Raw genomic sequence first — 17,917 nt, 5'->3', positions numbered from 1 at the left:
GACGAAGTCTTAAAACTTCATAAAGTTACTGACAAAACTCTGTCAGTAACTTTTTTCAGTAATCGTGCTGACTTAAGCACGTTTTAAGTATTCACCTGTTTGTGTGTTGATTTCAAGTTTTGTTCCAACTTCAACGAAGTCAGGAACGTTAACAACAAGACCTGTTTCCATAGTAGCTGGTTTACCTGAACCTGTTACTGTTGCACCTTTAATTGATGGTTGTGTTTCAGTAACTTCAAGAACAACTGTTGTTGGAAGTTGAATACCAATTACTTCTGTACCGTAAAATTGGATTTTAACATCTGTATTTTCAAGAACGTAAAGAAGTTCATCTTTAACTTGTTCTACTGGAATTTCATATTGTTCGTAAGTTTCATTGTTCATGAAGTTAGCAATATCATCCATTGAATAAAGGTATTGAGCTGTCACTGTTTCAATCACAGCTTGTTCAAACTTATCTTCAGGACGGTAAGTGTCATCAAATGTTGAACCTGAGCGTACGTCTTTAAGCTTCATACGCATGATTGTATTTCCTTTACCTGGTTTGTGATGACTTGCTTCCATAACGCGGAGAAGTTTTTCCCCATTCAAAAATGTCATGCCTGATTTAAGGTCTTTTGCTAAAACCATGTTTATGTTTCTCCTAGTATTTATAAATTTAGATATTCTGCCTTTTTTCTTTTTGTCAGTAATTTTCTGTACACAAAAGAAGTGAAATGACAGGATTTAACATCTTATTTTATCACAAGTTATTGCTTTTTTCAAATAACGATAAGCTCTTTTGGCGCTTTTGTCAGGACTTCACAGCCATTTTCTGTCACTAATAAGTCATCTTCAATTCTAACTCCCCCAAATTCAGGAAGATAAATTCCCGGCTCATCAGTAATTACCATTCCGGATTTTAGTTGGTTTTCGGTCATCGACTGATTAAAATAAGGAATTTCATGAACATCTAAACCAAGACCATGACCAATTCCATGCGTAAAATATTGCCCAAAATCAGCTTTTTCAATAACTTCTCGTGGGATATTATCGTATTGTGCATAAGTCATTCCTGCTTTAACTTGGTTGATGAGTGCTTCATTAGCTTTACGCACGGTCTCATAGATCATTCGCATTTTTTCATCAACAGAGCCAACAAAGATTGTTCTGGTCATATCGCTAGCATAATGCTCATAATAACAACCAAAATCAATGGTTACTGGATCGCCAAATTGAATCATTTTACTCGTCGCAACGCCATGCGGTAAACTGCTTCGTTTGCCAGAGGCAACAATCGTTTCAAAAGAAATTCCGCTCGCCTCTAAATCACGCATTTTAAAATCAAGAAAATTAGCAACTTCGATTTCAGTTCGGCCTGGTTCAATAAATCTTAGAGCTGACATAAAGGCTTCGTCAGCAATTTCACAGGCTTTTTTTATCAAACTTATTTCTGATTCGTCTTTGATTTGGCGAAGTTCCAAAACAAAATTACTGGTAGAAAAAAGGTCTAATTTTGTAGCCGCTTTGGATAACCTTTTAAAGAAATAATAATCGACTGTTTCCTCAAAAGCCATATTTTTAACTGATTCACTTGCTGATAATTCTGTCAGTAAACTGATAGGGTCTCTCGTCTCAATAATTTCAAAATTTTTGATTAAGCCACGCGCCATCTCACTGTAACGACTGTCTGTCATAAAAATATTGCGCTTTTGGGTCAAAAAAACTGTACCCGCGGTTCCAGAAAATCCTGTCAAATAAAAAATATTTTTCATATCAGTAATCAATAAACTATCAATGTTTTCTGTCAGCATTTTTGCTTTTAATTTTTCAATTCTCATTTTGCTCTCCTTTAAATATAAAATTAAATGATCGAATGACCTCATCATTTTCTTCCATGATAACACAAAAACGCTAACATGAGTTAACGTTTTCTTTTAATTTTTATTTACTTTTTAAGAGGTAAAAGCGCATCAGCCAATTTAGCGAATTCCTCAATGGACAAAGCTTCTCCACGTATTGTTGGCGAGATTTCTGCTTGTGCCAATAATTTTTCTATTTCTGGTTTACTTTCTTTTCCAAATGCTGCTTGCATGTTATTCATCAAGGTTTTACGACGGTGAACAAAGCTGCTGTGCATCGTTTTAAAGAACCATTCTTCATCTTCTACTTCAACTAAAGGTTCTTCACGTCGAACCATTTTCAAAATAGCCGAATCGACATTTGGGGCAGGAATAAAGACTGTTCGTGGGACGATAAAGGCGACACTTGCTTCCATATAATATTGAACGGCGATTGATAATGAGCCGTAAGCCTTGGTTTTAGGTCTTGCAGCAATTCGGTCTGCCACTTCTTTTTGCATCATCACAACGAATTCAGAAAAAGGAATTTTGCTTTCAATCAAATGCATCAAAATCGGAGTAGTGATGTAGTAGGGCAAATTCGCAACCACTTTAATTGGTAAATTTGGATTTTTAAATTTTTGAATTTCAGAAAGCAAATCAACTTTCAAAATATCTGCCGATACCAAAGTAAAATTATCGTAAGGCGCCATCGTTTCTTCTAAAATTGGAATCAAAGATTTGTCAATTTCAAAAGCCATAACCTCAGCGGCTTCTTCTAAAAGATACTGTGTTAATGAACCAATTCCGGGTCCAATTTCGATGACATTCACTTCTTTGGACAAGTCAGCCGTCTCCGTAATTTTGGTCAAAATATTATGGTCGGTCAGGAAATTTTGACCAAATTTTTTCTTAAAATTAAAATCATGGCGACGTAGAATGTCTTGAGTACGAATGATATTGGAGATGCGGTCTATATTATTTTCTGTCATTTTTTCTTTCTTTTATTTATATCTAATTTTTTACTGACAAATCTGTCTAGAAATGAAAGTAATCTATAATTGACTAATTTAAGGTTCAGCCTTAATAATCGTATTTTGTTTCTTTAAATAGTTATTTTCATCAGTAATTTTTCATTACTTTTTCAATCTGTTCTATTGTAATTTTAAACATATTAAGTCGTTTCTTAATTTGTTTGCCATTAGCATAGCCAATCCTTAATTGTTCACATAGAAATTCTCGACGCTTTCTACTGTCAGCAGCCATAATTAAACCAAATCTCATTAAATCAGTTTGGGTCAAATCTGCTGACGAATCTGTCAGTGATGATTTTTCACCAAAAACCTCTGACAAAGCTTGATTGAGTGCCGCAAAATTTGCATGTTCAACACCAAGTGACCCTTTTCCTTTGGGTTTTGCTTCATCACGATTTAGAAATGCATGACCTGCTTGCGGGATTGCTTGCATGATAATTTTTCGAATCCGTTCTCCTTGAAAATCTGGGTCAGTAAATACAATAATCCCCCGTTTTTCTTCAAGTACTTTCAAACGTTCTAAATCTCTGTCATCAATAGAAGATCCCCCTGTTTCATAGGTATCGCAGTCAAAATAACGTTTAAGATTTGCCGTATCATCTCGCCCTTCCACCACAATCACTTCATTAATTTTTGGTTTTACTATCATATTTTATTAAATACTTCTCTTTATCTTTCCGATTTTTAAGGATAATAACTTTGTCCCAAACAGCAAATTCACTTATTTTTTGCTCAATTTGAGGAAATTCTTTTTCTGGAAAAGTCCAAACAAAGTTTAAAAACTCCAGATAGTCTTTATCCCATTTTTCTCTGAACTCTTCAGCCATATCTGATCGATTTTTATGAAATAATCGCACAAGAATTGAACGTTTTATGACTCGAAAGACAGTCTTAAATCTTGAAGTTTTTAACCAAACAATCTCGTCTATATAAGGGAGTCGTTCAGATAAACTTGAACCATAATTACCGTCAATAATTCCATTTTCATTTTGAGAAATGAAATCTCTTGTGGCTTCACGCAGTTTTATTCTACCAAGATCACTTGGATATTTATGGAATACTTTATCCAAGTGTAAGACAGGATAATCCGTCTTTTTTGCTATTTCTCTTGCTAAAGTCGATTTTCCGCTACCTGAACTACCGATAATAATAATTTTCATAAAAATAGCTCCTAGCAAAACTAAGTAATTACTCTACTTTTTCAGGTCAAAAATTTTCAAAGCATTTTCGTTTGTTGCCTCAGCAACTTCTTCCATTGAAATACCGCGTAAATCAGCTATTTTTTCAACAACATACTTCGTATATCCTGGTGTGTTTTCTTTGCCCCGATAAGGAGTTGGTGTCAAATAAGGAGCATCGGTTTCAACTAAAATCTTATCCAACGGAAGTAAACGAGCCGCTTCTTGAACATCCAACGCTTTTTTGAAAGTTACCACACCTGAGAATGAAATATTCATGCCAAGTTCAACAAACTTGAGTGCTTCTTCAGCTGTTCCTGAGAATGAATGCATAATCGCACCAGCAGTCCCGACACCTTCTGATTTAATAATTTCATAAGTATCAGAAAGAGCATCCCGCGTATGAACTTGAAAAGGAATTCCTAATTCTTTTGAGATTTGAATTTGTCTTCTAAAAACTCGTTCCTGAACCTCTTTAGGAGAGACCATCCAATGATAGTCCAAACCAATTTCACCAACAGCAATTACTTTTTTGCTTCTTCCTTTTGTCAGTAAATATTCCTCAGCAGCAGTATCAAATTCAGCAGCATCATCAGGATGCCAACCAATTGTTGCATAAGCTGATTCAAATTTATCAGCCAATAAAAGCGCAGCATCGTTTAACTGATAATTACTTCCAACATTGTTTATTTTTGTGACGCCAAAGGATTGAGCTTTACTTATTTCTTCTTTAACACGTCCTTCAAATTCAATAGTATTAAGATGCGTATGTGTATCAAAAATCTCTATCATTTTATTATCTATCCTTGTATGTACTATTTAAAAATCAATAATTAATTCGTTAAAATTACAAAATCTTCTATTTTCTCAATTTCACTTTTCTTATTTTTAAATTGCACTCGTTCTGACCTATTCCTTTTCACAAGAAAATATCTTCTGTCAGTAAATTTTTAAATCAAATCATTCTTCTTCTCATTTTTAAAATAAAAGAAGCCATAGGCATTTATATTATATCATATCTGTAAGGCTCTTTCATTACTTTTTCAAATTGCTTTCTTATTTCATTCTCTAAAAAACTTGTCAGCAACCTTTAACTTTATCAAATTAAATTATAAACCACTGTCAGTAAAATTTTATTGCTTATATCCTTAAAATCTCTTTCTTAATTTCCATAAATTACACTCCCTAGCAGCTGCTTGACAAATGTCATCTAAAGATTTACAATTGTAAACAGGAGGAGTAAAATGGACAATTCAAAGTTATTTGACGACGTTGCAACTGAAGAAGAGCTACTTAAAAATGATTATCGTAAATATCATGGTGAAAACATGGATATTTATTATAATGCAACAATTTGTGAACATGCAGGTGAGTGTGTCCGAGGTAATCCGCTAGTATTTGAGGTTGGACGTAAGCCTTGGATTATTCCAGATAATGGCGATACCCCTTCTAATCAAACAGTAATCAATAGATGCCCTTCTGGTGCCCTAAAATATCTAATCAAGGAGAAATAATAAATGGAAATTATCGAAAAGCAAAATTTATTCGAACTACTTTCAGATAATGGGGAAGTCATCGGAGAAATGAATTATATGAATATGAAAAATTCAATAATTATCACTCATACAGGCGTAGCACTTGATTATCGAGGCCAAGGCTTGGCAAAAAAATTAGTTCTTGCCGGAATTGAAAAAGCTCGACATGAAAATATTAAATTGGGTGCAACTTGCCCCTATGCAGCCGAGTATTTTAGAAAACATAAAGAAGAACTTGCTGATATTTTAAAATAAAAGTATTGATGAAATATGAATCTTAAGGCCTCTAACAAGGTCTTTTTTTTACTACTTCTATGTAAAAGTTCTATCCATTTTTCTAAATTTTTTGTTATTTTTAGACTAATTTTTGATTAAAAATCCTTAAATTGTGTTGTAAGTTCACAATTATTTTGCTATAATGACTTATTATTTTATTCACAAAATAAAAATGAAATTATTAGGGAGAGCTTATGAAGGAGAAACTAGCTGGTAAAGACTATCTTTTTATTGGATCAATGTTATTTGGACTTTTTTTCGGTGCTGGAAATTTAATTTTCCCTATCCATATGGGTCAAGAAGCAGGTGCTGCTATCTCTCAAGCCAATTTTGGTTTTTTAGTTACAGCAGTTGGATTTCCATTTTTAGGAATTATTGCATTAGGAATATCACAAAGTAATGGCGTCTTTGAGTTAGCTACCCGAGTCAATCGTATTTATGCCTATATCTTTACGATTTTACTTTATTTGGTCATTGGTCCCTTTTTTGCACTGCCACGTCTAGCAACAACTTCGTTCGAAATTGGAATTTCTCCATTTTTATCTAACAAACTTCAAACCCCACTTTTAGCACTCTTTAGTATCCTATTCTTTGGCACTGCTTGGTTTTTATCTAGAAAACCCACAAAACTATTGGATTATATTGGCAAATTTTTAAATCCACTCTTTCTAGTCTTGTTAGGATTAATCTTAATCATCGCTTTTAGTCACCCTCTTGGATCCGTTCACCAAGCAGAGGTTGGTAAACTTTATCAAAGTTCTGCTTTTATGAATGGTTTTACTCAGGGCTACAATACACTTGACGCATTAGCAGCCTTAGCTTTCGGAATTATTATTATCACAACGATTCGTCAGCGGGGAGTTAAAAATCCCAAAATTATTGCTAAGGAAACCATTAAAGCCGGTTTGATTAGCGTAGGACTTATGGCTATAATTTATACTTGCCTCTCTTACTTAGGAGCCATGAGCGTAGGAAAATTTGCGATAAGTGAAAATGGTGGAATTGCCCTTGCCCAAATTTCCAATTACTATCTTGGAACTTTTGGAATGATTATCTTGGCTTTGATTGTTATCATTGCCTGTTTAAAAACTGCTGTTGGGTTGATGTCTGCCTTCTCTGAAACCTTCGTAGAATTATTTCCAAAAAGAGAATATCGCTTTTACTTAATGATCGTTAGTATCCTCCCTTGTATTTTTGCAAATATCGGTTTAACAAAAATCATAGAACTTTCTGTTCCAGTGCTTATGTTTTTATATCCATTAGCAATCACACTTATCCTTTTAGCCTTATTAGGTCCAGTTTTTCAACATTCTAAACTTGTCTATCAAATAACCACCGCCTTCACACTTTTGGCTGCTATCGCCGACGGACTCAATGCACTTCCAACTCCTCTAAAATCACTTAAGCCTATCGCGGCCATTCTCAATTTTACCAAAGACTCTCTCCCCTTCTTCTCTCTTGGAATGGGCTGGATTCTCCCAGCAGTCCTTGGATTTATAATCGGTTGTTTAGTCCACTTTTTAAAAAGAATCACAAATAAATAAAAGAGCTTCTAATCTTTAGGAGCTCTTTTATTTATTTTTAAAGACCGCACTTCTAAGAAGTTATTTTATATTTAGTGATGTATCTTTCATTTCTTTACAAGCCAATGCTCAATCGTTTTCCAATTTTCCTTCGTAACAATCAGTCTAGGGATATTACTATACTTAGTTTCATTAGTAACCACTCCTGGGGAAAGCGTAAATATTCCACTGATTCCGTCTTTGAGCATATAATTTTCTAAATCTTTATTTTGAGCCCCATAAGGATAAGCAAAAACATTCCCCTTTTTATTTAATTCTTCTTGAAAAGTTTTTTGACTTTTTAAATAATCTTTTTGGACTACTTTTTTCGAAATATTTGTCGATAAAACTGGTTCAAGATTTTCCTGATAATGTAAGTCGTTTGTGTGCAAACCAGATATCACCAAAGGATTTTCATCCATCTCCTTTATTTCTTTCCACGAAGACATTTGTGAACCATCAATCGTTTGACCAACTTTTCCGGTAATAATAAATTGGGTAAAAGATAAGTCAAACTCTTTCATTACTGGATAAGCATTTTCTGGCAGAGATTTATCGATATCATCAAAAGTAATGACAACCGCTTTGCCTATTACCTCTTTTTTATTAATTTTAGAGATGAGTTGTTCAGACGTTAAAACCGATATGTGATTTTCTTTCAAAAATTCCATTTGTTTTTCAAAATCCTCTAAAAAAACATTGTATTCATGTAACTGCGAATTTTGAGAAATTGTTGAAGCAAAGCTTGTGATAGGTGTATCTTTGAGAACACGATGATAACAAAGGACAATAATTCCATCATTATCCTGAAGTAAACTCTCATAAGCGAAATCAGGTTGTTCTTTTTTGCTCTCTTTCACATATTCTTCTGTTTCACGAGTAGACATGATTACTAAAAACCCTATGATTAAAAACATGACTAGCAAAATAATATTTTTTTTCTTATATTTCATCTGCTTCTAGTCCTCCTTTGTTAGGATATACAGAGATGGAATCGTAAGTATTGAAAGCATACAAAATAATGAATAAATCACATCTTCCCAATTTGTTATTGGAAAACCAATGATTACGAAAATAGAGATAATTCCATCACTATAGATTCCTAATATAGAAAGTGCTAAGAATATAAAAATACTTAAAATAAAGACCCAACACATGAAGACAGCCATAAATTCAAAAAAATGTCTTTTTTTCTTTTTCTTACGTATAACTAATTCCATTTTATATTCCCCTATCTGGACTTTCCCATTTTCCTTTGTTAGTCCGATTACTTAAGACAACAATTTCAGCCGAGATTGCGCTGACAAGATTCAAAATCCAATAAGCAACAAGATAGACTGGTAAAATCATTTTGTCAGATAAAGACAATTTACTCTCACCTCTATCGTTGTTCAAACCCAAAAAGAAAACAGCAAACGAAATCAAAACAAAAATTACTATAATCTGTCCTGATACTTTAAATTCTTGATTTAATAGCATCTGTAAAAAGTATTGGTAAGACTCTATAAGAAAGAACCAACTCCAAATATGACTACAAATCATTTCAAATAAAAGAAATCGATGTTTAAAATCCCCTCTTTTAAAGACCCAAGAAAAATTTGAAATCAAAACTTCTACTCCTCCAACTGCCCATCTTCGGCGTTGTTTCACAAGTGATTTTAAATTTTCTGGCACAAGGATATAGCTCAAGGCTTTGGGAACATATTTTACCTTCCAATTTTGCTTGTGTAATCGCCAAGTTACATCAATGTCCTCTGTCATTACCTCAGTATCAAAACCACCTATTTCTTTCAAAGCTTCAACACGATACATGACAATAACGCCAGATACAGTCATAATAGCACCTAAAAATAGACTTTGCGCTCGCTTAATTGCATCAATTACACTCAAATATTCTACGGTCTGTAGTTTACCAAGTAAAGTGGTTCTATTTCGCACAATTGGACGACCTGTAACCGCACCATTACGCGAATCAGAAACTAATTCTGCTAATAAATAATCTAAAGCATCCGCAGAAAGATAAGAATCTGCATCAATAACAAGCATATATTTACTCGTAACCTGATTCAAAGCAACATTTAGGGCCGTCGCTTTCCCTTTATTTTCTTTTTGCTCTAAAATTGTTAAAGCTTCCCAATTATTGAAACGCCTTTTGAACGCATGAAGTTTTTGTAATGTTCGGTCACTGCTCTTATCATCAATAACGAAAATTTCAAGTGCAGGATAATTTAAATTTCTCAAAGATAATAATACTTCTTCTATCGTTTCTTCTTCATTATATGCAGAAATGACAATACTAATTTTCTCTCTATCACTTAATCCCATAGCTCTACTTTTATCTTTCCAGCGAGATAAGAAAGCACCACTTGCCCAAATAAATGATAAAACAATTGGATAATAAACAGCATAAATATCTACCATTTTTGAAATAATCATAATTTTAACTTCCTCTATTTTCCTTCTTTTTAAAAGGAAGGCCTAATATTTTCCCGACTAATATTCCTACCAAAGCTGCGCTGCTAAAAGCGACTGGTATAATCATTGGCCCAGCCATCACCCGTTGACTTAAATTAGGAATTTCAAGTTTAAAAAAGCCATATACAAACTGATCAGTTAAATCAGAAATTAAATATATACTTAAAGTAGCCGTTGAGAGACTTTTCAATAGTCTCTGACTCCACTTAGGAACAGGAATTTTCCATATAATAATTATTATTAATACAGTCATTATTGCCGTCTGATATCCGAAATAATCATTATGATCTAACCATTGGAATTCTCGATTCCAACTTGACAATGTATCTGTCAGAGTGAAAGTTGCAAGTGCTAATGTAAAAAGCGAGATAATTTTAATGTTAGAAATTTTCTTTATTTCTTCTTGATAAGTATAGAGATAAGCACCAATAAAATAATAACTAACAGGATAGCAAATTTGCCAATAATCAGGAATAACTTTCCCGAAACTATTCAATAATGAGGGAAGAAAAGTCAGTAAGCTAGAAATAAAGACAATATATAAATGATAATTTTTAATCTCTTTTTTATAATTCCAAATAATATTCAACAAGGGAATAAAGAGATACAGTCCTAAATACATTTCAACATACCAAGAATAAGAATCGGTTGAGTAATCAAAAATACCATTAATTGCAGTAGAAAAATCACTCCCCTTTCCAACTGCCGATAAAGTCCCCCATACCAACAAAGAAATTCCTAAATATGAAACAATCACAGGCACTATCCCCAGTACATATTGAGCACTGAGTTGTTTACGGTTCATTAAAAATCCAGTTGCCACTAAGAACAAAGGAACACAAGTGATTAAGATTGTTCTCATTCCAATCCAGATTATTCCTAAAGTTGAATGAATTGTCATATCATAAAATCCTGAATTTAATAAGAAATGAACAGAGACAACAAAAAATATTGCGCTGCTTTTCATTAAATCTATTGACGAATTACGTTTCATTTTTTCATATCCATAATGGAAAATATATTATCCACCATAAATCCTTTCTTTTGTTTGAAAAATTGGCTTATCATAATAATACAAAATAATTTCTTTAGGAACTTTAAAGTTTCAAAAACATCACTTTAACCTTATTCTGATGTTTGAAAACTCTTAATAAAGCAAATTATGTTAAAGTTTTATTTCTTAACCCTGATTTTATACAGTATAACATAACAAAAAGAAATAATGTAATATATAGCTTACAAAAATTCATTTATTTTATAAAAAACAGTAATTTTAGTTCTTTTTTTAATATGACGAAAAAATATAAAAAGCGATAAAACATAGTCTTTATCGCTTTCGTTGGTTATTCATCTATAAATAAGAAAGTAGGTAACACTCTTTTTTGAAATTATAGATATTTTTTGTACACATTAAATTGTAATGTGTAACATACGTTTTCTTGCTGTTTTTAGATATTCTAGAAAGTCCCTCCTTTTATTTTTGAAGAACTTTCTTTAGACAGTACTTTATTTACCATATTTTAACTTTAAATATCTCTTTAACTCCTGATAAGATTAACGTAGGTAGAGCCGGAATAAATATAACCATCAAATAAATAGGAAGTGTAAGTTGAGCAGTTCCCATGACACTATTAAAGAAAGGAATTAGTGTCACCAAAAATGAAGAAACTCCTGCAAAAACGACTGCTCCAACAAGTCTCAAATTCCCAAATGGATTTCTTCTAAACAAGGTCCGTGAACTTCTTGCATCAAATACGTGCCATAATTGTCCATAGACTAACGTTAGAAAAGCAACCGTTTGAGATTCACTAGCACTTAAACCATTTTGAGCTGCTAGTAAAAAGCTTAAATATACCATTCCTCCCATTATTGTTCCTCTAATTAAAACTCTTGACCAAGTATAATTAGCAAGAATGGATTGATTCGAATCCCGTGGTTTCTCTTTCATAAGATCTGTTTCGGCAACATCATATCCTAACGAGAAAGAAGGAATAGCATCACTTACCATATTCACCCACAATACCATCAAAGCAGTCAACGTTGGAGTCATTGCGGCTACATCACCCACTGCTTTTCTGAATAAAACTAAACCTAAAATCAGTGCTAAAACCTCTGCAACATTTGTGGTCAACTCATGGCGCATGAAATTTTTTATATTAGCATAAATCGTCCGACCACTATAAACAGACTTCTCAATAGTTGTAAATTTATCATCTAATAAAATGAGGTCTGCCGAATCTTTGGTTACTTCCGTACCCGTAATTCCCATTGCTACCCCAATATCAGCAGCTCTTAACGCTGGAGCATCATTTACCCCATCTCCCGTCATCGCTACTACTTGCTTATGACTTTGAAGTTGTTTTACGATGCGTTGTTTATGTTCTGGTGAAACTCTTGCGTAAACATTTATATTTCTAACTTCTTCATAAAGTTCTTGGTCTGACATTTCTTCAAGGTCTATTCCTTTTAGTACCTTAGCATCCTTGGATTTAACAATCCCTAAATCATAAGCAATTGCTCGGGCCGTTTTTTCATGATCTCCCGTTATCATAACAACATTAATATTCGCTTCATGAAGTTGTCTAATGGACTCTTTTACTTCTTCCCGAGGAGGGTCAATAATCCCAGCTACTCCAGTCAAAATAAAATCTTTTTCTAACTCTTCTGTATTTCCATTAAGAGCTTCATTTTCATCAATCTTCTTGTATGCTACTGCCAAAGTTCTGAGTGCTTCTTCAGCATAAGTATCAACTATCTTGACAAAATTATCTTTTTCTTTTTCGGATTTATCTATCTGATTATTAATTAGAAAACCCGAACATCTTTCTATCAACACATCAGGAGCCCCTTTAGTGTAGAGAAAATATCCTCTGTCATTCTCGATAATAACACTCATCATTTTCCTGCTACTGCTAAAGGGAAGCGTGCGTACCACTCTCACCTTCTCTAACAAATCATCTTTCTTGTAACCCGTTTTGGCTCCAAGAACTGTGAGAGCAATTTCTGTTGGATTACCAAAAGTCTTAATTTGACCATCAACTTCCTTTAGGCTTGAGTCATTACATAATACAATGCTTTCCATGAATTGCTCAAAGTTCTTCTCTTTATTTTCTTGAGAGATTAAAGAGACTTCTCCTTTAACATCATAACCCAACCCTTCCACGGTGTATAATTGACCATTAGCATAAAATTTTGTAACAGTCATCTCATTTTGAGTCAATGTTCCAGTTTTATCTGAACAAATATAAGAAGTACTCCCCAAGGTTTCTACACTACTTAGCGTTTTAATCAGTCCTTTATTTTTTGACATTTTAACCGCCCCAATTGTTAAAACGATAGATAAAACAACTGGCAATGCATCCGGAATAGAAGCTACCGCTAATGCAATAGAGGTAGAGAAAACTGAGGTAATCGAATTGATTGAAAACTCTCCAGAACTTATGAGACCAAACACAAAGGTCAGGACCACAATTCCTGCTGATATTTTCATCAATGTTTTAGTCAATTTTTGAACTGTTTTTTGTAAAGGAGACTGTCTTACGCCTTCTTCTTTCATCAGTTGAGAGATTTTCCCTAGCTCGGTATTTTCTCCTGTTGCAACAACGATTCCAGTACCTTGTCCACTTGAAACAACTGAACCAGAAAAGCCCATATTCCTTTGATCACCTATTTCAACTTTCTCAGAAATTATCTCTGATGTTTTAATTACTGCATCAGCTTCCCCGGTCAAATGTGATTCAATTAATTGGAGTTCATCGAGTTGAAGCCATCTTACATCTGCCTCTACAAAGTCACCAACTGTTACTTTTACTATATCACCAACTACTAACTCATTTGAGGCGATTTTTTCTAAGTTCCCATTTCTAAGTACAGAAACAAAACGATTATTCATTTCTTTTAATGAATTTAAATTTTTACGGGCGCTAATTTCCTGCCAAAATCCTAAAAATGCATTTATAATAATCAAAATCGCAATGGCACTTGCTTCATATAATGATTCCAAACCATGTTTTCTATCACCAACGATTTGAAATGAATAAAATGAACTAAAAAATGATAAAGCGACTGCTCCCATCAAAACAATAATTATTGGTTCCTTAAAACTTTTCAAAAAGACTTTTAGATAGCTATCTTCTTTTTCTTCTGGAAGTTTATTTTCACCATATCTTTCACGATTGGCAATAACTTGAGTTTCCGATAAACCTTGGCTTATCTTGACATTATAGTTATTCAATATGTTTTCTTTGGATTGCTGATAAAATTTCATAACATCCCTTTCTATTAAAAACGACAAAAAAAGACGCAAACTTCAAAACAATCTCCTCACCCTTGGAGATAATGTCTTGAAGCTTGCGCCCAACCTAGTCGTTTATTTTATTAACTTAATTCTAACATGATTTTCACAATAAGTCAATCTATTTTATAATTTTTTGATTCTTAAATAATTTCTTTTACCCACTCTTTATGGCTAAGAACTACGTTCTAGTATACAGTCGAAGGACTTAAATGGTAAAATATAATCAGAGTAAATAGATTAAAGTATCTATTGTATAAATTTAATTTATTCACTATATTAAAACTAGGAAGAATATCATGACTAAAAATTACTTGGAAATTCCCGATGAACTTTTTAATAAATTAAGTGATTATGCACAAAATGACCAATTATCAATACGCTTGGAAAATCAGCGAATATTATTAGAAAATCCAGATGCCTCCCATCCTAATAAACAGACGCTAGCATTACATTATTTTATCGTCCCTAGTCTTTTATCCGGCATAGTTGCCATGGTTATTTTTTTATTTGCTAAACATTCTCAAATTGCATTTACTGGAAGTCGGCACCTGTCAGTAGCAAGTTTAAGTATAATCCTCTCGACATTATTAGGTTTTTTTGGTTTCTTATGGATTTACTTAAAGAAAAGCTGTGATTTATCAAAATCTAAATTTAAAATCTTTAGAGAAAGCTTAACATTATCAGTAGCCTACACCAGTATTGCATTTGCCGTTCAGATTATTTTCTGGTATATTATCGGTAAAACTTTTAGCGGAGTGACTTTTGACCCTTTCACAGCTGGATTTCTTGTTTTAGTATTTGTCGGGATAGTCCTTTATTTTCTTATTTCAGCAGCTGTTTCTGTCACTTTATCAAATCTTATTTTGCTACTTTTTACTACCTTTATCGGAGGTATTCTTGTTTCAATGGCCACTAATAATCAAAAAGATTGGTGGCAACATAATTTTAGCTTTTTAGGGACTGGAGAAGCCACACAACGTTGGCAGTTCAATATTACTTTAATTTTCTCTGCTCTTATTCTTCTTACTATCACAGATTTTCTCTTTGCGGAATTTTCTAAAAGCAAGCTCTACAATTATAAATTTAAAATAATTCGTATTTTTTATATTATTATCTCAATCTTGATTGCTTTCGTAGGGATATTTCCTGCACAGTCTTGGACAATGCCTATTCATAACAATTCCGCATTTGGTTTAGTAGGAGTTGTACTTCTCATGATTATCTTTTTAAAATGGTTAGTTCCTTCTATTTCCAAAGAGTTTCTTACCTTATCATGGACCGCGTTGATCGCTCTAATTGTGTCTGCCTTCGCTTTTATGAGCATTCATTATCTCTCATTAACAGTCTTTGAAATCATTGCTTTTGCAATATCGTTCACCTGGCTCGTTATGTTTATCAACTCGCTCAGAGGAGTTGTTCAAGAAGAAAGTGAATGGAAAGTAAGACTTTTTCAAAAATGATAAGCTCTGAGTTTTTAGGGGACAAATCAAAAGGTTGAATTTTCTGAATATTGTGTTATAATCTTTTTACAAATATAATTTTGCTGGAGGTTCATCATGGAATTTAAAAGCTTACTGCTCCTTTCACTTGCTGCGGTTTCCGCAGTTGATCCATACTTGCCCACAATTTTTATTTCAGCAACGACTCTTGATGATTTTGAACTTGATGAGTCTGCGGTTGCTTCTAACTAGACTCTCCAATATTCATTTTTATTATTGACATACTTCTAACTTTGGCTACTCAAAACTACTGGTAATCTCTACCAGTAGTTTTTTATTTATCATTATTTAACAAAAAAAGACGCAAACGCGTCTATAAAAATTCCAAAAATGAATATTTTATTAAATTGCTGAACGCAATCGAGCTCCACCATTTTCTAAAACACGAACGGTACGAGGTAAAAATGCACGAATTTCTTCTTCGTTATAACCTACATGAAGACGTTTTTCGTCCATGATTATTGGACGACGCATAATTTGTGGATTTTCAGAAATGATTTTAATTGCTTGTGAAAGTGAAATGTCTTCAAAATCAACACCTAAAGTTTTCACAAAACGGTTTCTGCTTGAAATCAATCCTTCAACACCATCATCGCATTTTTGTAAAATTTGGCTAATCTCTGTGGTTGATAAAGGATCCGCGATGAGATTTCTTTCGTTAAATGGGATATGGTGATATGAAAGCCATGTCTTAGCTTTCTTACAGCTTGTACAAGAGGGTGCTGTATAGATTGTGATCATCGTCTCTCCTTCGTGTATATTTATTTATCTAATAGTATTAAACATCAATGATTGTACAATTATACCATATTTATAGACTTAAAAAAAGACCTTTTCAAAGTTTTTTCACAAATTTTTTCAAACAGCAAAAGTAAAAAAAGTCACCTAAAATAGTGGCTTTTTTTATCATCTTAAATATTATAATGTTGCTTTTTCAACATTGAAGGATAAACATTTTTTGCCTTCTGTAACTCTCGTTTTTTGGCTTCAATATCATCTGTAATTTCAACAGAAAAGTTTTCAAAAATTGTTCGTGATTCTTTGAAAATATATCCGCCATTTTTCAAATCTTGTTCATCGTCAAATACTGCTAAATGATGTGACAATTTTTTGAAAAAAGTATTCAAAAAATAAGTTGGAATGTATAAATTATACATTGAGGTATAGTTCTTCAAAAAATTATAATCATAAAAAGGGACTTTTACATCACTCTGAGGATTAATCAATTCCTTATCATTACCAGTAATTGGACGATTAAGAATCTCAATCACTTTTTGATTAAGTGTGTTTCGGACTTCAATTTCACGCAGTAATTTTTCAATAGTTAATCGCTTCTTATAACGATTTTCGTCATAAATTTTATAAATGTAGATGCCTGCAATCATCAACCATGCGCCGATAATCAGGCCAAAAATCATCGCAATAATAAGTTCTGTATTCATGCCATAATTATAACAAATTTGAAAGCGTTAAGAAAGTTTAAACTCTTTTTTTAATAATTTTAGTAAAAGTTGCTAAAAAAAACAATTTTCTTTGACCTTTTTTGACCAATGAGTTATAATATAGAAAAATAAACAATTGAACTTAATTTATTCCTAAATTAAGTCCATATCTTATTTATAAAGGAGATTCATTCTATGGGTTATTTAGTACCTACCGTTATTGAACAATCAAGCCGTGGTGAACGTGCTTATGATATTTATTCACGACTTTTAAAAGACCGTATTATCATGCTGACAGGACCTGTTGAAGATGGTATGGCAAATTCTATCATTGCCCAACTTCTTTTCTTGGATGCACAAGATAATACTAAAGACATTTATCTCTATGTAAACACACCTGGTGGTTCTGTATCAGCTGGGCTCGCTATCGTGGATACAATGAACTTTATCAAATCGGATGTCCAAACTATCGTTATGGGAATGGCTGCTTCTATGGGAACAATCATCGCCTCAAGCGGTACTAAGGGTAAACGATTTATGTTACCAAATGCTGAATACCTCATTCACCAACCAATGGGTGGTGCAGGTCAAGGTACTCAACAAACTGATATGGCAATCGTCGCCGAACAACTTTTGAAAACACGTAAACGTTTGGAACAAATCCTTGCTGATAATTCTAATCGCTCACTTGAACAAATTCACAAAGATGCTGAGCGTGACCATTGGATGGATGCCAAAGAAACTTTAGAATATGGTTTCATTGATGAAATTATGGAAAATAATTCATTAAAATAATAAG

Annotated in this window: 19 protein-coding genes and 1 other annotated feature; of the genes, 6 read left to right on the top strand and 13 right to left on the bottom strand. The window is 33.1% G+C overall.

What is annotated here, in order from left to right:
- Window positions 1-72 precede the first annotated feature (72 nt).
- The 6 genes from efp to KW2_RS03120 all read right to left on the bottom strand — a co-directional run bounded on the left by efp (window position 73) and on the right by KW2_RS03120 (window position 4,821).
- Entirely contained in the window at window positions 73-630 is a 558-nt protein-coding gene (gene efp / locus KW2_RS03145) for an elongation factor P (protein WP_011675652.1), read from the bottom strand.
- A 131-nt stretch (window positions 631-761) separates the two neighbouring features.
- Window positions 762-1,820: a M24 family metallopeptidase gene (locus tag KW2_RS03140; protein WP_021036866.1), complete on the bottom strand. Its 1,059-nt coding sequence runs from the start codon at window positions 1,818-1,820 to the stop codon at window positions 762-764.
- Between the two features lie 107 nt (window positions 1,821-1,927).
- The gene (rsmA, locus tag KW2_RS03135) at window positions 1,928-2,812 is read right to left on the bottom strand and encodes a 16S rRNA (adenine(1518)-N(6)/adenine(1519)-N(6))-dimethyltransferase RsmA (RefSeq protein WP_021036865.1); all 885 of its coding nucleotides are present in this window, start codon (window positions 2,810-2,812) and stop codon (window positions 1,928-1,930) included.
- A 130-nt stretch (window positions 2,813-2,942) separates the two neighbouring features.
- Window positions 2,943-3,503: a ribonuclease M5 gene (gene rnmV / locus KW2_RS03130; RefSeq protein ID WP_021036864.1), complete on the bottom strand. Its 561-nt coding sequence runs from the start codon at window positions 3,501-3,503 to the stop codon at window positions 2,943-2,945.
- Window positions 3,481-4,014, bottom strand: coding sequence for an AAA family ATPase (locus KW2_RS03125; protein WP_021036863.1), 534 nt, complete (start codon window positions 4,012-4,014; stop codon window positions 3,481-3,483). Before KW2_RS03125 ends, rnmV begins: the two co-directional genes overlap by 23 nt.
- A gap of 33 nt (window positions 4,015-4,047) precedes the next feature.
- Entirely contained in the window at window positions 4,048-4,821 is a 774-nt protein-coding gene (locus tag KW2_RS03120) for a TatD family hydrolase (RefSeq protein ID WP_041168684.1), read from the bottom strand.
- Between the two features lie 455 nt (window positions 4,822-5,276).
- On the opposite strand from KW2_RS03120, the gene KW2_RS03115 reads away from it, so the two are divergent.
- The 3 genes from KW2_RS03115 to brnQ all read left to right on the top strand — a co-directional run bounded on the left by KW2_RS03115 (window position 5,277) and on the right by brnQ (window position 7,387).
- Window positions 5,277-5,546: a (4Fe-4S)-binding protein gene (locus tag KW2_RS03115; protein ID WP_011675646.1), complete on the top strand. Its 270-nt coding sequence runs from the start codon at window positions 5,277-5,279 to the stop codon at window positions 5,544-5,546.
- A gap of 3 nt (window positions 5,547-5,549) precedes the next feature.
- Window positions 5,550-5,822 (top strand): GNAT family N-acetyltransferase, encoded by a 273-nt coding sequence (locus KW2_RS03110; protein WP_021036861.1) that lies wholly within the window; start codon window positions 5,550-5,552, stop codon window positions 5,820-5,822.
- Between the two features lie 215 nt (window positions 5,823-6,037).
- Entirely contained in the window at window positions 6,038-7,387 is a 1,350-nt protein-coding gene (gene brnQ / locus KW2_RS03105; protein WP_021036860.1) for a branched-chain amino acid transport system II carrier protein, read from the top strand.
- 86 nt (window positions 7,388-7,473) lie between these two features.
- Here the strand turns inward: brnQ and KW2_RS03100 are convergent, their stop codons facing one another.
- From KW2_RS03100 to KW2_RS03080, 5 genes are all read right to left on the bottom strand, one after another.
- Window positions 7,474-8,358 (bottom strand): polysaccharide deacetylase family protein, encoded by an 885-nt coding sequence (locus KW2_RS03100; protein WP_021036859.1) that lies wholly within the window; start codon window positions 8,356-8,358, stop codon window positions 7,474-7,476.
- 6 nt (window positions 8,359-8,364) lie between these two features.
- Window positions 8,365-8,625, bottom strand: coding sequence for a hypothetical protein (locus tag KW2_RS03095; RefSeq protein WP_014734952.1), 261 nt, complete (start codon window positions 8,623-8,625; stop codon window positions 8,365-8,367).
- 1 nt (window position 8,626) lies between these two features.
- Window positions 8,627-9,841: a glycosyltransferase family 2 protein gene (locus tag KW2_RS03090; protein WP_021036858.1), complete on the bottom strand. Its 1,215-nt coding sequence runs from the start codon at window positions 9,839-9,841 to the stop codon at window positions 8,627-8,629.
- A gap of 4 nt (window positions 9,842-9,845) precedes the next feature.
- Window positions 9,846-10,874 carry an acyltransferase gene (locus KW2_RS03085; protein ID WP_021036857.1) on the bottom strand — a complete coding sequence of 343 codons (1,029 nt, stop codon included), beginning with the start codon at window positions 10,872-10,874 and terminating at the stop codon, window positions 9,846-9,848.
- Between the two features lie 516 nt (window positions 10,875-11,390).
- Window positions 11,391-14,147 (bottom strand): cation-translocating P-type ATPase, encoded by a 2,757-nt coding sequence (locus tag KW2_RS03080; protein WP_021036856.1) that lies wholly within the window; start codon window positions 14,145-14,147, stop codon window positions 11,391-11,393.
- A 50-nt stretch (window positions 14,148-14,197) separates the two neighbouring features.
- Window positions 14,198-14,242 (bottom strand) — a sequence feature (sodium ion sensor (DUF1646 type); this cis-regulatory element may regulate processes involved in with the transportation of sodium ions).
- 231 nt (window positions 14,243-14,473) lie between these two features.
- Here KW2_RS03080 and KW2_RS03075 point away from each other — a divergent pair.
- Together KW2_RS03075 and KW2_RS12310 are read left to right on the top strand one after the other, a co-directional pair.
- On the top strand, window positions 14,474-15,637 hold the full coding sequence (locus KW2_RS03075) for a hypothetical protein (protein WP_021036855.1): 1,164 nt from the start codon (window positions 14,474-14,476) through the stop codon (window positions 15,635-15,637).
- Between the two features lie 96 nt (window positions 15,638-15,733).
- The gene (locus KW2_RS12310; RefSeq protein WP_014572996.1) at window positions 15,734-15,868 is read left to right on the top strand and encodes a hypothetical protein; all 135 of its coding nucleotides are present in this window, start codon (window positions 15,734-15,736) and stop codon (window positions 15,866-15,868) included.
- A 150-nt stretch (window positions 15,869-16,018) separates the two neighbouring features.
- Here KW2_RS12310 and spx read toward each other — a convergent pair whose 3' ends face one another.
- Both spx and KW2_RS03065 read right to left on the bottom strand, forming a co-directional pair.
- Window positions 16,019-16,417, bottom strand: a complete 399-nt coding sequence (gene spx / locus KW2_RS03070; protein WP_003129597.1) for a transcriptional regulator Spx — start codon at window positions 16,415-16,417, stop codon at window positions 16,019-16,021.
- A gap of 170 nt (window positions 16,418-16,587) precedes the next feature.
- Window positions 16,588-17,118, bottom strand: coding sequence for a hypothetical protein (locus KW2_RS03065; protein ID WP_011675638.1), 531 nt, complete (start codon window positions 17,116-17,118; stop codon window positions 16,588-16,590).
- A gap of 195 nt (window positions 17,119-17,313) precedes the next feature.
- On the opposite strand from KW2_RS03065, the gene KW2_RS03060 reads away from it, so the two are divergent.
- Window positions 17,314-17,913 carry an ATP-dependent Clp protease proteolytic subunit gene (locus tag KW2_RS03060; RefSeq protein WP_011834647.1) on the top strand — a complete coding sequence of 200 codons (600 nt, stop codon included), beginning with the start codon at window positions 17,314-17,316 and terminating at the stop codon, window positions 17,911-17,913.
- The last annotated feature ends 4 nt before the right edge of the window (window positions 17,914-17,917 follow it).

The sequence above is a fragment of the Lactococcus cremoris subsp. cremoris KW2 genome, from assembly GCF_000468955.1.
Lineage (GTDB): Bacteria > Bacillota > Bacilli > Lactobacillales > Streptococcaceae > Lactococcus > Lactococcus cremoris.
Note: the sequence above shows the minus strand (reverse complement) of the source record. Positions and strands in the feature narration are given on the sequence as shown.

Coding starts and splice junctions, on each gene's coding strand:
- efp (WP_011675652.1), bottom strand. CDS start 630: ATGGTTTTAGCAAAAGACCTTAAATCAGGCATGACATTTTTGAATGGG.
- KW2_RS03140 (WP_021036866.1), bottom strand. CDS start 1,820: ATGAGAATTGAAAAATTAAAAGCAAAAATGCTGACAGAAAACATTGAT.
- rsmA (WP_021036865.1), bottom strand. CDS start 2,812: ATGACAGAAAATAATATAGACCGCATCTCCAATATCATTCGTACTCAA.
- rnmV (WP_021036864.1), bottom strand. CDS start 3,503: ATGATAGTAAAACCAAAAATTAATGAAGTGATTGTGGTGGAAGGGCGA.
- KW2_RS03125 (WP_021036863.1), bottom strand. CDS start 4,014: ATGAAAATTATTATTATCGGTAGTTCAGGTAGCGGAAAATCGACTTTA.
- KW2_RS03115 (WP_011675646.1), top strand. CDS start 5,277: ATGGACAATTCAAAGTTATTTGACGACGTTGCAACTGAAGAAGAGCTA.
- KW2_RS03110 (WP_021036861.1), top strand. CDS start 5,550: ATGGAAATTATCGAAAAGCAAAATTTATTCGAACTACTTTCAGATAAT.
- brnQ (WP_021036860.1), top strand. CDS start 6,038: ATGAAGGAGAAACTAGCTGGTAAAGACTATCTTTTTATTGGATCAATG.
- KW2_RS03100 (WP_021036859.1), bottom strand. CDS start 8,358: ATGAAATATAAGAAAAAAAATATTATTTTGCTAGTCATGTTTTTAATC.
- KW2_RS03095 (WP_014734952.1), bottom strand. CDS start 8,625: ATGGAATTAGTTATACGTAAGAAAAAGAAAAAAAGACATTTTTTTGAA.
- KW2_RS03090 (WP_021036858.1), bottom strand. CDS start 9,841: ATGATTATTTCAAAAATGGTAGATATTTATGCTGTTTATTATCCAATT.
- KW2_RS03085 (WP_021036857.1), bottom strand. CDS start 10,874: ATGAAACGTAATTCGTCAATAGATTTAATGAAAAGCAGCGCAATATTT.
- KW2_RS03080 (WP_021036856.1), bottom strand. CDS start 14,147: ATGAAATTTTATCAGCAATCCAAAGAAAACATATTGAATAACTATAAT.
- KW2_RS03075 (WP_021036855.1), top strand. CDS start 14,474: ATGACTAAAAATTACTTGGAAATTCCCGATGAACTTTTTAATAAATTA.
- KW2_RS12310 (WP_014572996.1), top strand. CDS start 15,734: ATGGAATTTAAAAGCTTACTGCTCCTTTCACTTGCTGCGGTTTCCGCA.
- spx (WP_003129597.1), bottom strand. CDS start 16,417: ATGATCACAATCTATACAGCACCCTCTTGTACAAGCTGTAAGAAAGCT.
- KW2_RS03065 (WP_011675638.1), bottom strand. CDS start 17,118: ATGAATACAGAACTTATTATTGCGATGATTTTTGGCCTGATTATCGGC.
- KW2_RS03060 (WP_011834647.1), top strand. CDS start 17,314: ATGGGTTATTTAGTACCTACCGTTATTGAACAATCAAGCCGTGGTGAA.